This is a genomic window from Mesorhizobium temperatum (genome assembly GCF_002284575.1).
In the GTDB taxonomy this organism is placed as follows: Bacteria; Pseudomonadota; Alphaproteobacteria; order Rhizobiales; family Rhizobiaceae; genus Mesorhizobium; species Mesorhizobium temperatum.
Map to the genome: position 1 here is coordinate 278,329 of NZ_NPKJ01000019.1, position 13,726 is coordinate 292,054.

General features: G+C 63.3%; 10 protein-coding genes. 6 read left to right on the forward strand and 4 right to left on the reverse strand.

The genetic code is table 11. The features are described 5' to 3' along the window. Positions 1-159 precede the first annotated feature (159 nt). Complete coding sequence (locus CIT26_RS05305; protein WP_095491575.1) at positions 160-498, reverse strand: acyl-CoA thioesterase; 339 nt, start codon at positions 496-498, stop codon at positions 160-162. 174 nt (positions 499-672) lie between these two features. Here CIT26_RS05305 and CIT26_RS05310 point away from each other — a divergent pair, with 174 nt between their 5' ends. The 3 genes from CIT26_RS05310 to CIT26_RS05320 all read left to right on the forward strand — a co-directional run bounded on the left by CIT26_RS05310 (position 673) and on the right by CIT26_RS05320 (position 4,232). Further along, positions 673-1,245: a GNAT family N-acetyltransferase gene (locus CIT26_RS05310; RefSeq protein WP_206072724.1), complete on the forward strand. Its 573-nt coding sequence runs from the start codon at positions 673-675 to the stop codon at positions 1,243-1,245. A 162-nt stretch (positions 1,246-1,407) separates the two neighbouring features. Then, the gene (locus tag CIT26_RS05315) at positions 1,408-3,024 is read left to right on the forward strand and encodes a GMC family oxidoreductase (RefSeq protein ID WP_095491662.1); all 1,617 of its coding nucleotides are present in this window, start codon (positions 1,408-1,410) and stop codon (positions 3,022-3,024) included. Further along, positions 3,021-4,232 carry a mandelate racemase/muconate lactonizing enzyme family protein gene (locus tag CIT26_RS05320; RefSeq protein WP_095491577.1) on the forward strand — a complete coding sequence of 404 codons (1,212 nt, stop codon included), beginning with the start codon at positions 3,021-3,023 and terminating at the stop codon, positions 4,230-4,232. The genes CIT26_RS05315 and CIT26_RS05320 overlap by 4 nt, the downstream gene beginning before the upstream one ends. A 152-nt stretch (positions 4,233-4,384) precedes the next feature. On the opposite strand, the gene CIT26_RS05325 is transcribed toward CIT26_RS05320, so the two are convergent. Then, complete coding sequence (locus CIT26_RS05325) at positions 4,385-5,323, reverse strand: diacylglycerol/lipid kinase family protein (protein ID WP_095491578.1); 939 nt, start codon at positions 5,321-5,323, stop codon at positions 4,385-4,387. A gap of 950 nt (positions 5,324-6,273) precedes the next feature. Between CIT26_RS05325 and CIT26_RS05330 the strand changes: the two genes are divergently transcribed. Beyond that, entirely contained in the window at positions 6,274-6,783 is a 510-nt protein-coding gene (locus CIT26_RS05330) for a hypothetical protein (RefSeq protein ID WP_095491579.1), read from the forward strand. Here CIT26_RS05330 and CIT26_RS05335 read toward each other — a convergent pair. Next, positions 6,780-7,751 (reverse strand): DUF3137 domain-containing protein, encoded by a 972-nt coding sequence (locus CIT26_RS05335; protein WP_095491663.1) that lies wholly within the window; start codon positions 7,749-7,751, stop codon positions 6,780-6,782. The genes CIT26_RS05330 and CIT26_RS05335 overlap by 4 nt on opposite strands. 132 nt (positions 7,752-7,883) lie before the next feature. After that, a complete protein-coding gene (locus CIT26_RS05340; RefSeq protein ID WP_095491664.1) occupies positions 7,884-8,924 on the reverse strand; it encodes a CapA family protein in 1,041 nt (346 codons plus the stop codon). Positions 8,925-9,067: 143 nt separating this feature from the next. On the opposite strand from CIT26_RS05340, the gene CIT26_RS05345 reads away from it, so the two are divergent. After that, positions 9,068-10,315 (forward strand): hypothetical protein, encoded by a 1,248-nt coding sequence (locus CIT26_RS05345; protein WP_095491580.1) that lies wholly within the window; start codon positions 9,068-9,070, stop codon positions 10,313-10,315. A 110-nt stretch (positions 10,316-10,425) separates the two neighbouring features. Further along, positions 10,426-13,638, forward strand: a complete 3,213-nt coding sequence (gene uvrB, locus CIT26_RS05350) for an excinuclease ABC subunit UvrB (protein ID WP_425350321.1) — start codon at positions 10,426-10,428, stop codon at positions 13,636-13,638. Positions 13,639-13,726: the final 88 nt, after the last annotated feature.

The window sequence follows — 13,726 nt, forward strand, 5'->3', positions numbered from 1 at the left end:
CGTTGACGCATTGTCTTTTCCCCATGTCCTGCCGGAATGGTCACGGAAATGTGCGAACGCGAATATGAAAACCATCACACAGCATCGCTGTTCGCGTCTCCTTGCGAGAGGCTGGCAGCGGCGTTGCCGTTCGACTTTAAGCCGACCGCATCCAGCCGATCAGCTTTCCGCTGGAACGGCCTTCGGCTTGCCTTCGCCGTCCAGCGCCACCATGATGAAATCGGCATGGGTGACCTTCTCCATCAGGTCGGAGAGGTAGCGCTGCGCCCAGGCCTCGACCTTGAGCGTCATCGAGGTGCGGCCGACGCGCTCGACATGCGTATAGATGCACAGCGTGTCGCCGATCTTCATCGGCTTGGCGAACGACATTTCCTTCACCGCCGCCGTCACCACGCGGCCCTTGGCGCGCTCGGCGGCGCGGATGCCGCAGGCAAGGTCCATCTGTGCCATCACCCAGCCGCCAAAAATGTCGCCCGCCGCATTGGCGTCAGAAGGCATGGCCAGCGTCCTGAGCGTCAGATCGCCGATGGGCCGTCCGTCCGCCTAATGAACCATGCGCCAAATCCCCTCGACATCGATCTTCTCCCGATCCCGTATCGGGATGGCACCGATGCGTCAACGCGCACTGCCAAGTGCTAAACTGCACACAGTGAGTTGAGAAGGCAGGCTGACATGAAACTTACCTCTCGCCCTCTGACATCAGATCTATGGCCCGCCCTCGAAGACCTGTTCGGTGAAAGCGCCGTCTGCAGTCGCTGTTGGTGTATGTACGGGCGGATCGGCAGTTGTTATCGAAAGCGACCAGGCGAGGAAAACAAGGCTGCGTTCCGGCAAGTCGTCGAGCATGGTCCCTCCCCAGGCGTACTTGCTTTCGACGGCGGTACTGCTGTCGGCTGGTGCCAGGTGACACCGCGCGATGCCGTGCCCTGGCTCGATCGGCTGTGGCAGCTCAAGCGGGTGGATGATGCGCCGGTCTGGTCCTTGTCCTGCCTCTACGTGCGAAAAGCATACCGCCGGCAAAGCATCACATTCCACCTGATCGCAGCGGCGCTGGAAGCCGCAAGGCGCGCAGATGCCCCTGCGCTTGAGGCCTATCCTTTTGATGCCGATGTATCGCCGAGCGCTTCCGGCAGTGGATACGCCTCCACCTTCGCTCGCGCCGGGTTCAGGGTCGTCGCTCGTAGGGTGCCAGCCCGCCCGATCATGCGTTATGATTTCAAGCAAAATTCTGATGATGGCGTATGATGCTTGGACCGCTTGCCCACGAGGCAAGGGCCGCTTCGGGCAGGGCACCGAATGCAAACGAACTGCCGGTCGCTTTTTTCACAGGCGATGCCGGAGCTCCGGTGATCGCGGCGGCTTGCGGCGTCTAGGTTGAGCGAAAATTCGGAGCCGGCCGCAGCCACCATGCAGACCTATGATTTTATCATCGTCGGCTCCGGCTCGGCCGGCTCGGTTCTGGCCGAAAGACTATCGGCCACGGGCCGCTTTTCGGTTTTGGTGCTCGAGGCCGGCGGCAGCGACCGCCGCTTCTACGTCCAGATGCCGCTCGGCTACGGCAAGACCTTCTTCGACCCGGCGGTCAACTGGAACTACAAGACCGAGCCGGACCCGGGCCTCGCCGGCAATGTCGACCACTGGCCGCGCGGCAAGCTGCTCGGCGGTTCGAGTTCGATCAACGCCATGGTCTGGATCCGGGGCGCGCGCGAGGATTTCGACGCTTGGGCGGCGGCCGGCAATCCCGGCTGGGGCTTCGACGACCTGCTGCCCGCCTTCAAGGCGCTCGAGGACAATCAGGCCGGCGCCGACCAATGGCGCGGCGTTGGCGGTCCGCTGCACATCACCGACTGCTCGACCTCCGTCCATCCGCTCACCAAGCGCTATCTGGCGGCCGCCAATCAGGCCGGCCTGCCGTTCAACCCGGATTTCAACGGCGCCTCCCAGGAAGGCGTCGGCATCTATCAGATCACCACCAAAAACGGCCGCCGCATGTCAGCTGCCCGCGCCTTCCTGCGCCCGGCGATGAAGCGAAAAAACGTCCGCGTCGAGATCAACGCGCTGGCGACCAGGATCCTGTTCGAGGGCAAGCGCGCCGTTTGCATCGAGTACCTGCAGAACGGTGAGACGAAGACTGCCCGCGCCGGTCGCGAAGTCATCCTTTCTGGCGGCTCGGTCAATTCGCCTCAATTGCTGCAGCTTTCCGGGGTCGGCCCGTCGGCCCTGCTCGGCGCTCTCGGCATTCCCGTCGTCCACGCTAGCGAGAATGTTGGCGCGAACCTGCAGGACCATGTCGGCATCAACTACACGTATCGGGGCAGGCTGCCGACGCTCAACCAGATCCTGCGTCCCTGGTGGGGCAAGCTCATGGTCGGCATGCAATACATGCTGATGCGCTCCGGCCCGCTGTCGCTGTCGATGAACAATGCCGGCGGCTTCTTCCGCACCGACCCGGCTATTTCACGGCCCAACATGCAGCTTTATTTCCAGGCATTCTCGACCGTCATCCCGAAGAGCGGAGAACGCCCGATCCTGACCCCAGATCCGTGGCCGGGCTTTTCCATCGGCCTGTCCAACTGCCGTCCATCGAGCCGTGGCGAGATCATGATCCGCTCCGCCAATCCGCACGATTATCCGAAGATCGTCGCCAATGCCTTTTCGACCGAGGCGGACGTCGCCGAAATGCTGGCGGCGGTGAAGTTCATTCGGAAGATCGCCGCCATGCCGGCAATGGCCGAGATCATCGAGGAAGAGGTTTTGCCGGGCCCGTCAATCACCTCCGACGCCGATCTCATTCAGGATTTCAGGAAACGTTCGGGCACCGTCTACCACCCGGTTTCGACATGTCGCATGGGAACGGACGCTGCGCGCGCCGTTGTCGACCCGCGCCTGACCGTTCACGGCCTCGCCGGCTTGCGCGTCATCGACGCCTCGATCTTTCCCGATAACATCACCGGCAACACCAACGCCGCCTCGATCGTGACCGGATGGAAGGGCGCCGAGCTGGTTCTGGAGGATCAAAAATGAAAATCACCGAGGTAAAAACCTGGGTTGTCGGCAATCCGCCACCCGGCATCGGCGGCAAATATTTCATCTTCGTCAAGCTCACCACCGACGGCGGCGTGGTCGGCTATGGCGAGGCCTACAACGCCACCTTCTCGGCCCATGTCACCGCGAAAATGGTCGAGGACATGGCCGAGCGCTATCTCGTCGGCCGCGATCCGCACGACATCGAGAACTTCTTCCGCCGCGCCTATTCGTCCGGCTTCACCCAGCGCCCGGACGTTTCCGGCATGGGCTGTTTCTCGGCGCTCGAAATGGCCTGCTGGGACATTATCGGCAAGGAGGCCGGCAAGCCGGTCTACAAGCTGCTCGGCGGCCAGGTGAACGAAACGCTGCGTTCCTATACCTACCTCTATCCGCACAGCGGCAGCGTCCACTCGGAGGATGCGCGCGGCAAGAACGTCTACAACGATCCCGATATGGCGGCCGAATGCGCGCTCGAATATGTCGAGCAGGGTTTTACTGCCGTCAAGCTCGATCCGGCCGGCCCCTACACCGCCTTTGACGGTCACCAGCCGCGCCTCGTCGACATCGATCTCTCCGCCCGCATGGTCAAGGCGATCCGCGAGGCGGTCGGCACAAGGGCCGACATCCTGTTCGGCACGCATGGCCAGTTCACCGCATCGGGCGCGCTGCGCATGGCCCGCGCCATCGAACCTTACGATCCGCTGTGGTTCGAGGAACCGGTGCCGCCCGACATGCCGGAAGTGATGGCACAGGTGGCGCGTGGCACGTCTATCCCGATCGCCACCGGCGAACGGCTGACGACCAAGTTCGAATTCGCCCGCGTCATCGAGAACCGCGCCGCCACCATTCTGCAGCCCGACCTCGGCCGCTCCGGCGGCATTCTCGAAACCAAGAAAATCGCAGCCATGGCCGAGGCCTACCACATCCAGGTCGCACCGCACTGCTATTGCGGGCCGATCGTCGGTGCGGCCAACATCCAGCTTGCCGTGACCTTGCCCAACTTCCTCATCCTGGAATCGCTGAAGCAGTGGGACGGTTTTCACGAAAAGCTGCTGAAGAAGAAGATCGAATGGCAGGACGGCAACATCATTCCGTCGAAGGAACCAGGCCTTGGCGTCGAGCTCGACGAAGCCGTCTGCGAGGCGCATCCCTGGACCGGTACGGACCTGCATCTGCAGATGATGCAGACGCCGTTGATGCCGTGAGCGCGCGCGAGAGGTACGCCTTCATCGTACGCTGGGTTTCCCGGCCAAGCTCGAGCTCTGACATCAGGTAATTACCACGCGATTTCAGTACATTGACCGGATCGCCGAAATCACGCCCGTAACGACCTGAATCAGTTTCTCAGCGCGTTGATTCAATACCTCAGCGTAAGCGCACCCGGCAGGATCTCGAAGGTCGCCGGTATGCGCCCTGGCGATTCACCGTCTACGTCGACCAGCGCGCCGTTCTTCTGCACATCGCCCAACGGTTCGACAACCACTTTCTTGCCGCGCAAAATGGTGATCGCCGGATGGTTGCGATGCCTCCCGCCATAGAGCAGACGGATATCCCAGATCAGGTTCAACTTGCCCGCCGCCCGCAGGATGACGATGTCGAACTGCCCGTCGTCCAGTTCGGCATCCGGCGCGATCATCATGCCGCCGCCGAAGAACTTTCCGTTGGCCACCGCCACCAGCGCCACGCGCGCCTCGACCGGGACGCCGTCATCGACGGTGATCACAACGTCCTGGAACCGGTAGCGGATGAATTCCCACACGGTGCGCCAGTAGAACAGCGCCTTGGCCGACACCTTGCCCTTGCGCTTGTCGGCGTTGACCGCCCGGTCGGTAGCGCCCGAAAGACCGAGGCTGGCAATGTTGATGAAATGACGGCTGGCCAGCGCGCCATGGTCATCAACATAGGAGATGCGGCCGGCATCGACCCTGCGAGCCTTGGCCTCGGCGATGCGCTTCAGCGTCAAGTCGACCTCGTCCGAAAGACCGAGCCCGCGGGCGAAATCGATGCCGGCGCCGCAAGGCAGCAGGCCGAGCTCGGCCGTCCGGCCGCTTTCTGCAAACGCCTGCAGCAGTCCGTCGGCCACTTCGCTGGCTGTGCCGTCGCCGCCCGCCGCGATCACCAGTTCGAAGCCGCTGGCGGCAAGGACGAGCGCCAGCCGTTCGGCGTCGCCGGTCGCCTGCGTTTCGCGCAGCTCGAAATCGCCGAAATTTTTCCTGAGCGAAGCACTGACCTCAGGCCAATGTCGTCTGAGCCGGCCACCACCGGCAATCGGATTGAGAACCACCCCGACCTTCAAGAACGCCCTCCCCAAAGGACGGCAACGACACTGCTGTCCTAAAATCCTTTGCCGGCATTGAAGCCCGCGCCGCTCCGTGGGGCAAGGGCCGAATGTTCGATCATGCTGCTCGCCGCAGATCAGGGCCGTGTCCCGCCTCCTGCATCTCGTCCAGAAAAACGCTCCGACGCCGAACTTGGTCCCCGATAATCCCGCTATCCACAGGCTCGTGGCCGTTTCGCCAGAAGCTTATCCCCCGTATGTTAAACCCATCTCAGGCGGCTACCGATCGCCAAGTCGAAAGGCAAAGCGAAACGGCGGATTTCCTGAGGCCCGTACGGCCCCGAACGAAAGCAGGCTTGCCTGATTTGAGGAGGGATGCCGAGACCTACGGGGCCGCGGAAAGCGTGCGAACGCCTACGGCGGACCGATGCTGCCATGAAGGACGGCAAACACCTTCGATGGCGCGCTGGACGAAGCTCGCAAGGGTGGAGACTGGCGAGGTCCCGAACGGCGCTGCCCTCGCGCAGTGACTGGCAGGACCGTCAACATCAAGGCCGGCATGGCGCGACGTCTTTACGGAAGTTGCTGCCGCGACCGTGTCCTGATCTGACAGGGAGGCGCTGGGAGAAATCCCGGCGCCGACTGTCGTTTGGGCTTCTCTCGCGATTTGACCGCCTGGCTCACGCGCATCGGATCGACTACGATCGCCCCGGAGGGAAACTTCCTGACGTTGATTCAGAAGCTTTGCAGCAGACGTCAAGTCGAACACAACTACGATTGGTGCGACCTTTCGGCCACAGTCAGCGACCACGTTCCGTTCCGTGGCGTACCCGTCACGCTCATTCCACAATCGCGGCCAAATCCCGCCTTGTTCCACGGTGATTGACGATGCCTGAGCGTCGCGCATCCTGTTCGGTCACGCGAAGGACCTCAGCGGTATTTTTCAAGCAACTCAGAGGGACAGGACCGTGATCAAGACCGCCCTTGTCGCCATGACCATCGTCGGCTGCGACTGCGATGCCAGGCTTTGCGAATATATCGGCGAGACGCCGGCCAAGTGGTCGTCCATCGCCGATTGCGAAGCGGCCATGAAAAGCCAGATGTTGCACGCGCGCAATTTCAACTATCCGCTTGTCTCAGGCATCTGTCGTACGACGCAAACGCCGTCGTCGCAGCTTGCCGCGACGGCCTCAATGCCCGAGTTGACGACGGCAGCGCAGACAGCCACCGACCCGCTCCCCTCGGAATTGGACCATCGGCCGAGCGTTGCTGTCGGATCGCGGGCAACGGCGACGGAAACGGAAGCTGCCACACCGGTTGCCTATGACTCTGTGGTCGATGGCGGACGGTCGGTGCTGTATCGCACAAAGAATGGTTACGGCGTCGTCAAGACCGACTTTGGCCGCGCCGCATCCGCGACCATCGGCATGGCCAAGCGGTCGGCGAACTGGCTGGCTGCGAAAATGCCCGGCGGCTAACCCGCTGCCTCGTCGTTTGCGCCGATCTTGCGCACCAGCGCCGCCGTCGCCAGCATCGCGCCGATGTCTGATATCATCGGCGCGACATGCTTGGCGTAGTCGAGCGGCACCGAGATATCAGGCAGCTCGAAAAAATCCTTCCTCTGCGGCAACAGCAGAAAACCATCGCCGCCATTGAGCGCAACCCGGGCGGGGTCATCAGGCCATGTCTCGCTGAGCCATGTCAGCGCCTGCGCCAGCCGGCCGCTCACCAGCGGCTGCGCCGCCTCGACATTGTCGGTGCGGAAGTCGTAGGCGGCATCGAGCTCGGGCACCCCGCATGACAATTCCTGCATCTTGCTGGCGAACATGCCGCGGAAGAACCCGACGGCCATGTCAGTCCGGCGGGCCGCCACCAATATGCCGGGGAACGGCACGATCGTCTCGAAGGCAACGACGATCCCCTTGAATGCTATCGTGCCGCTCTTGCCCGTGCCTTGCCGGAGATCCGCTTCGTAAAGCTCGAACGGAAATCCCTCGTAGCGGCCGGATACGATGTCGTCGAAGCGTCTGGTGTTAAAAGTGCCGATCGTCTCGCGCGGCAGCCGGTCGAACGAATTCGGCGTCACATCATGCTCGTAGCGCATATCCTCAATAAAACCGAAGATGATCGGCAGCAGCGTTTTGCGGAACGAGTGCTGCAACGTGCTCGTCGGCTTGATCGCCTGGAAATAGAGCAGGATCGCCGCCACGAACCCGACGACATAGAGGAACACATGCGGTGTCGAGAACCATCGCTCGTATGGATCGGCGATCATATTGAAAAGCCAGGCGACGAGTGCCACGAACAACAGCACCAGTCCGATGAACAGCGGCACCCGCCAGCGGACTTGCCGGTAGGCCGAAGCCCTTTCGGTCTCGTAGGCCGCGAGATTGCTCTTGATGCCGGCGATGTCAGCTTCATCAGGCATGAAATCCGCTGCTTCCATCGCCATACCACCGTCGAAAGACCGAACACCCATCTCGGACAATAGCCGATTTTGCGGAAAGTCGCGCGACGACAGCGTTGGGATGGTGGTGAGACCACACGATTTGTCTGAGCCACCAGTCGACTGTGGCCATCAATCCCGGTTACCAAAAACCGCAACGAAACGGTCCGTAACGTTTTGCCTTAATGCGCCCTCCAGCGTCTCAATGGGAACCAGCCGCTCATGGTCGCCGGCGCGCAGCCGCATGAAGGGATGCAGCCGGTAGGCGGCAATGGCGCCACGCGTGCCGGCGTCAGCGCTGATATCGACGGTCAGGATGCCCCCGATGCGGCCGGGCCACGGCTGGCGCGCAAAGGCGGTGCCGAGGAAATCGCCGAGCCCATAGGCGACGAGCGCCTTGCCGATCCGCTCCACCGGCTGCACGACATGGGCATGGTGGCCGGCGATCAGCCCGACGCCTTGCGCGGCCAAATGCCGTGCCAATGCACGCGTTGCGGCCTGTGGAAAATGCCGGAATTCCCAATCCCAATGTGGCACGGCACAGGTGAGGTCGACGGCGGCGCCGCGCGGCCATCGTGCCGGGTCGCCTTGCATCGACACACGGCCCGCGTACGCGGCCGCGCCGGCATTGCGCCACAGCGTGAAAGCGGCAAAGCCTATTGTCAGCGGCCCGACCGAAAGGCGCTCGACCGGACCGGCGGCGGCGGTACCGATGCTGCGGATGCCGAGACGGTTCAGCGCCGCCACGGTCTCGTCGAAACCCTCGACGCCTTGATCGAGCACATGATTGTTGGCGAGCGATAGCACCAGTTTCTCGCGCGAGATGCCGACGGCCGCCAGCGTCTCGGCAAGAAACCGCTCGGTCATGGCGTGACGGGTGCCAAGCTTCGTGCCCATCGCCGCGCTCGGTCGCTCCACCACCGGGCTTTCGCAATTGCCGACCACCAGATCGGCGGAGCCGAGCAACGTGGCGATCGCCGGGTCGCATTGCGGCGCACTGCGATTGGCCACCGCCGAGATATCGCCGACAAAGGCGAGCCGCACCGTCCGCCCCGGCGGCGGCTCGATCATCGTTCCTGCCGCCGGTGCAAAACCACGGGCGTCGCCGCCAAGCGTCGGCTTCAGGAAACGCGGCAGCCAAGACAATTTGTAGGAAAGCGGATAGTTCGACACGCGCAGCCTGTACCCGAATGGAACTGCCACGGTAGACGATGCGCCCGATATAGCGAAGCGCCTCTGTTCGGAATCGTGCGGACAAGGCGCGGCACGCGAATTGCGTGTATGCTTGCCGCCGAACAGCATACCGGAGGACCAAGATGACGCGATTTTCGAGCCTGCTGGCATCCGCCCTTATTCTGCTGCTGCCGGTTGCTTCTGCCGGTGCCGCAGCCCCCGAACCGGCCGCCCTGTTCGAGGCAAAAACCGTAGCCGACCGCGACAGCACGCTTACAGCGCTCGAAGCCGCGCCCACTGATCCCGCGTCGGCCTACGCCGCGGGCGCCGGCCAATTCTTCACCGCGCTGGAGATCCTGGCCGGCGGCCTGCACCGCCATGGTTTCGAGAGCCCGCAATCATTCATACTGCCGCTGATGCGGCTGCCGGTACCGGACAATCCCAATCCCGAGCCGCTGACCTACGACGACTTCCGCGCCATCCTGGTCGCCTTCCGCGATCGGTTGGAAAAGTCCGCCGCCACGCTTGGATCCGTGCCTGCCGATGCCGACATCGGCATGGAGGTCGACCTCACACGTCTCGGCATCGACCTCAACGAGGATGGCCAGATCGCGCCGGACGAAAGCGCCGCGGCGATCATGGCATCGCTGTCACGCGGCGGCGCGCCAGACCCGGCCGCACCCGCCCTCACCTTCCGCTTCGACCGCGCCGATGGCTACTGGCTGCAGGGCTATGCCGAATTCCTGATGGCGCAGGCGGATTTCTGGCTGGCGCATGATTTCAGGAACGCCTTCGACGGTTCGTTCCACATGCTGTTTCCGCGCGCCAGACTGCCGCTGCAGGACACGCTCGTTCCGCCGGACGGCGGCATGAGCGGCGGCATGCTGTCGTCCGAGTGGCGCATCGCCGACTTCATCTCGCTGGTTCATCTGGTCAACTGGCCGGTCGTCGAGCCGGAGCGCCGGCAGGCGGCGCGTCGCCATCTCATGGAAATGATCCGTCTGTCCCGCGAAGACTGGAAGGCGATCCGCGCCGAGACCGACAACGACCGCGAATGGCTGCCCGGCCCGCTACAGAAAGGCGCCAGCCCGCTCACCGGCCTGGAAGTCGGCGAGGAGCAGGTCCAGGCCTGGCACGCCGCGCTTGACATGGCAGAGGACCTACTCGAAGGCCGCATCTTGCTGCCGCATTTCCGCTTCGCTGACAAAGGCATCAATATGAAGCGCTTCTTCGACGAACCAAAGCCCTTTGACCTGGTGCTGTCGATCACCGGCCCGGCCATCGCGCCCTATCTCGAGAGCGGAAAGATCCTCACCAGCGAAGAGTTCGACCAGATCCAGCGCCAGTTCGGCGGCGCCGGGTTTTTCACGTTTGCGCTGTGGTTCAACTGAGGGCGTTTCGACATCGCTCCTGACACCCTTGTGTCAGCAGCTTGGTTTCCTCTCGCGCCCCTAGTCACTCCGCTCTTTCCATTTTGGCCGATACCTCCCATATTCGGGGCATGGCCAAACTTTCTGATAAAAAAACGCCGCAGCCGGCGCGTGATGATCGCGCTTCGCCGCCCAAGCGGCGCAGCCCGTTGACCGATTTCCTCGATGCTTCGGAGCCGCTGCACAAGTGCGGTTTTGCCGAGGCGCCGCAGGCTGAATTCTCAGGCACGCCGCTGACCGGCTCGATCGCCGATTGGGCCGAGCAGATCGAGCAGGAAGCCGAGAAGGAAGGGCGCCAAGTCTCCCCGCTTGAGGGGGAGATGTCGCCGAAGGCGACAGAGGGGGTCGGCAAAGGAAGCGCTCAACATGAGGGGTCGCCGAGCACTGCCGCACCGACCCCACCCGGCGGCTCCGCCGCCACCCTCCCCTCAAGGGGGAGGGAAGGCGCCAAGCAAAAGAAGATTCCCGAACGCTCCTCCTCCCCTGGCCGCACGGCGCGAGGCACCTCGATGGGCGGCGCGGCGTCGGCGCGGGAGCGAACCGCGGCCGGCCTCAATCCAGTTGCCGGCCTCGATGTTTCGCTGGAAGAGGCCGAGACCATGGCCTCCGGCGGCGTCACCGCCACCGTTGCGGCGCTGTCGGCGCTGATCGAATCCGGCAATCCGCTGCACAAGGACGGCGTGCTGTGGACGCCGCACCGCCCGGCCCGGCCGGAAAAATCCGAAGGCGGCATCGCCATCAAGATGGTGTCGGATTTCGAGCCGGCCGGCGACCAGCCGACGGCGATCAAGGACCTTGTCGAAGGCGTCAACGACAACGACCGCACCCAGGTGCTGCTCGGCGTCACCGGCTCGGGAAAAACCTTCACCATGGCCAAGGTGATCGAGGAGACGCAGCGCCCTGCTTTGATCCTCGCCCCCAACAAGACGCTGGCCGCGCAGCTTTATTCCGAGTTCAAGAAATTCTTCCCGGAAAACGCCGTCGAGTATTTCGTCTCGTACTACGACTACTACCAGCCGGAAGCCTATGTGCCCCGGACGGATACCTTCATCGAGAAGGAATCGTCGATCAACGAGCAGATCGACCGCATGCGTCACTCGGCGACGCGCTCGCTGCTGGAGCGCGACGACGTCATCATCGTCGCCTCGGTATCCTGCATCTACGGTATCGGCTCGGTCGAAACCTATACGGCGATGACCTTCCAGATGCAGATCGGCGACCGGCTCGACCAGCGCGCGCTGCTCGCCGACCTCGTCGCCCAGCAATACAAGCGGCAGGATATCAACTTCGTGCGCGGCTCGTTCCGCGTGCGCGGCGACACGATCGAAATTTTTCCGGCTCACCTAGAGGATCGCGCCTGGCGCATCTCGCTGTTCGGCGACGAGATCGAGGCGATCACCGAGTTCGACCCGCTCACCGGCCAGAAGACCGGCGAATTGAAGAGCGTCAAGATCTACGCCAATTCGCACTATGTCACGCCGCGCCCGACCCTGAACCAGGCCATCAAGTCGATCAAGGAAGAGCTCAAGCACCGGCTGGTCGAACTCGAACGGGCAGGACGCCTGCTCGAGGCGCAGCGGCTGGAGCAGCGCACCCGCTTCGATCTCGAGATGCTGGAAGCCACCGGCTCCTGCGCCGGTATCGAGAACTATTCGCGCTATCTCACTGGCCGTCAGCCGGGCGATCCGCCGCCGACCCTGTTCGAATACATTCCCGATAATGCGCTGGTTTTCATCGACGAAAGCCACGTCACCATACCGCAGATCGGCGGGATGTATCGCGGCGACTTCCGCCGCAAGGCGACACTGGCGGAGTACGGTTTCCGCTTGCCGTCCTGCATGGACAACCGGCCGCTGCGCTTCGAGGAATGGGACGCCATGCGCCCGCTCTCCGTCGCGGTTTCGGCAACGCCCGGCGGCTGGGAAATGGAACAGTCCGGCGGCGTCTTTGCCGAACAGGTCATTCGCCCGACCGGCCTGATCGACCCGCCGGTCGAAGTGCGTCCGGCCAAGACCCAGGTCGACGACGTCGTCGGCGAAATCCGCGAAACCACCAAGGCCGGCTACCGTACGCTGGTCACCGTGCTGACCAAGCGCATGGCCGAGGACCTCACCGAATATTTGCACGAGCAAGGCATTCGCGTCCGCTACATGCACTCCGACATCGACACGCTGGAGCGCATCGAGATCCTGCGTGACCTGCGCCTCGGCACCTTCGACGTGCTGGTCGGCATCAACCTTTTGCGCGAAGGTCTCGACATTCCCGAATGCGGCTTCGTTGCCATTCTCGATGCCGACAAGGAGGGCTTCCTGCGCTCCGAAACTTCGCTGATCCAGACCATCGGCCGCGCCGCCCGAAACGTCGACGGCAAGGTCATCCTCTACGCCGACCAGATCACCGGCTCGATGGAGCGGGCGATGGCCGAAACCAACCGCCGTCGCGAGAAGCAGATGGAGTGGAACGCGGCCAACGGCATTACCCCGGAATCGGTCAAGTCGCGCATCTCCGACATCCTGGACTCGGTCTACGAGAAGGATCATGTCCGCGCCGACATCTCGCAGTTCACCGACAGCGCCGGCGCGATGATGGGCAACAATCTGAAAGCTCATCTCGACGCGATGGACAAGCAGATGCGCGACGCCGCCGCCAATCTCGACTTCGAGAAGGCGGCCCGCATCCGCGACGAGATCAAGCGGCTGCGCGAGATGGAGCTGTCCATCTCCGACGATCCGCTGGCCAAATATGCCGATATGGAAAGCCCGGTTTCGGGCCGCGAGAAGGGCAAGCACAACAAGGGCCGCGCCATCCACCGCACGGTCGACGATGACGGCAAGGGCCTGTTCCGCAAGCCCGCGCTCGATGAGATGGGCGCCGACGGCGCCGTGCCGGTCAAGAAGCCGCTCTTTGCCAAACCCTCGCTCGACGCGATGGGTCCGGGCACCGACATGCCGACGCCGGCCGGTGCGGTATCCCGCTCGCTGTTCAAGAAACAGTCGGCCGAAGAGGCGCACGGTTCCGATTTCGGCATTCCAGGCGACTCGACCAAGCCGCTGTTCAAGAAGAACTCGCTCGATGAGATGACCGTGCGGCGGACTGAGAAACCGGTCGAAGGAAAAGTGCCAGCCAAGCCACAGCCGATCTCCCGCCAAACGGGCGCGAAGGAACGCTACGATTCGGCCAAACCAGTTGTCCGCCAGCGCGCCGGCATCGGCTCCTACGAAGACCCCGCCGACGCCCGCCGCGAAAAGCGCCGCCCCGGTAAGACCGGTCGGCCCGGACGGTAGAGAGCTTCCCTTCTCCCCTTGTGGGAGAAGGTGGATTGGCGCGCAGCGCCAAGACGGTTGAGGGGTGCTGGACGGAGCGCCGTCGGTG

What these genes read in the sequence shown, in the direction of transcription:
- CIT26_RS05305 (WP_095491575.1), bottom strand. Translation starts at nt 498, where the DNA reads ATGCCTTCTGACGCCAATGCGGCGGGCGACATTTTTGGCGGCTGGGTG.
- uvrB (WP_425350321.1), top strand. Translation starts at nt 10,426, where the DNA reads ATGGCCAAACTTTCTGATAAAAAAACGCCGCAGCCGGCGCGTGATGAT.
- CIT26_RS05310 (WP_206072724.1), top strand. Translation starts at nt 673, where the DNA reads ATGAAACTTACCTCTCGCCCTCTGACATCAGATCTATGGCCCGCCCTC.
- CIT26_RS05345 (WP_095491580.1), top strand. Translation starts at nt 9,068, where the DNA reads ATGACGCGATTTTCGAGCCTGCTGGCATCCGCCCTTATTCTGCTGCTG.
- CIT26_RS05320 (WP_095491577.1), top strand. Translation starts at nt 3,021, where the DNA reads ATGAAAATCACCGAGGTAAAAACCTGGGTTGTCGGCAATCCGCCACCC.
- CIT26_RS05315 (WP_095491662.1), top strand. Translation starts at nt 1,408, where the DNA reads ATGCAGACCTATGATTTTATCATCGTCGGCTCCGGCTCGGCCGGCTCG.
- CIT26_RS05335 (WP_095491663.1), bottom strand. Translation starts at nt 7,751, where the DNA reads ATGGAAGCAGCGGATTTCATGCCTGATGAAGCTGACATCGCCGGCATC.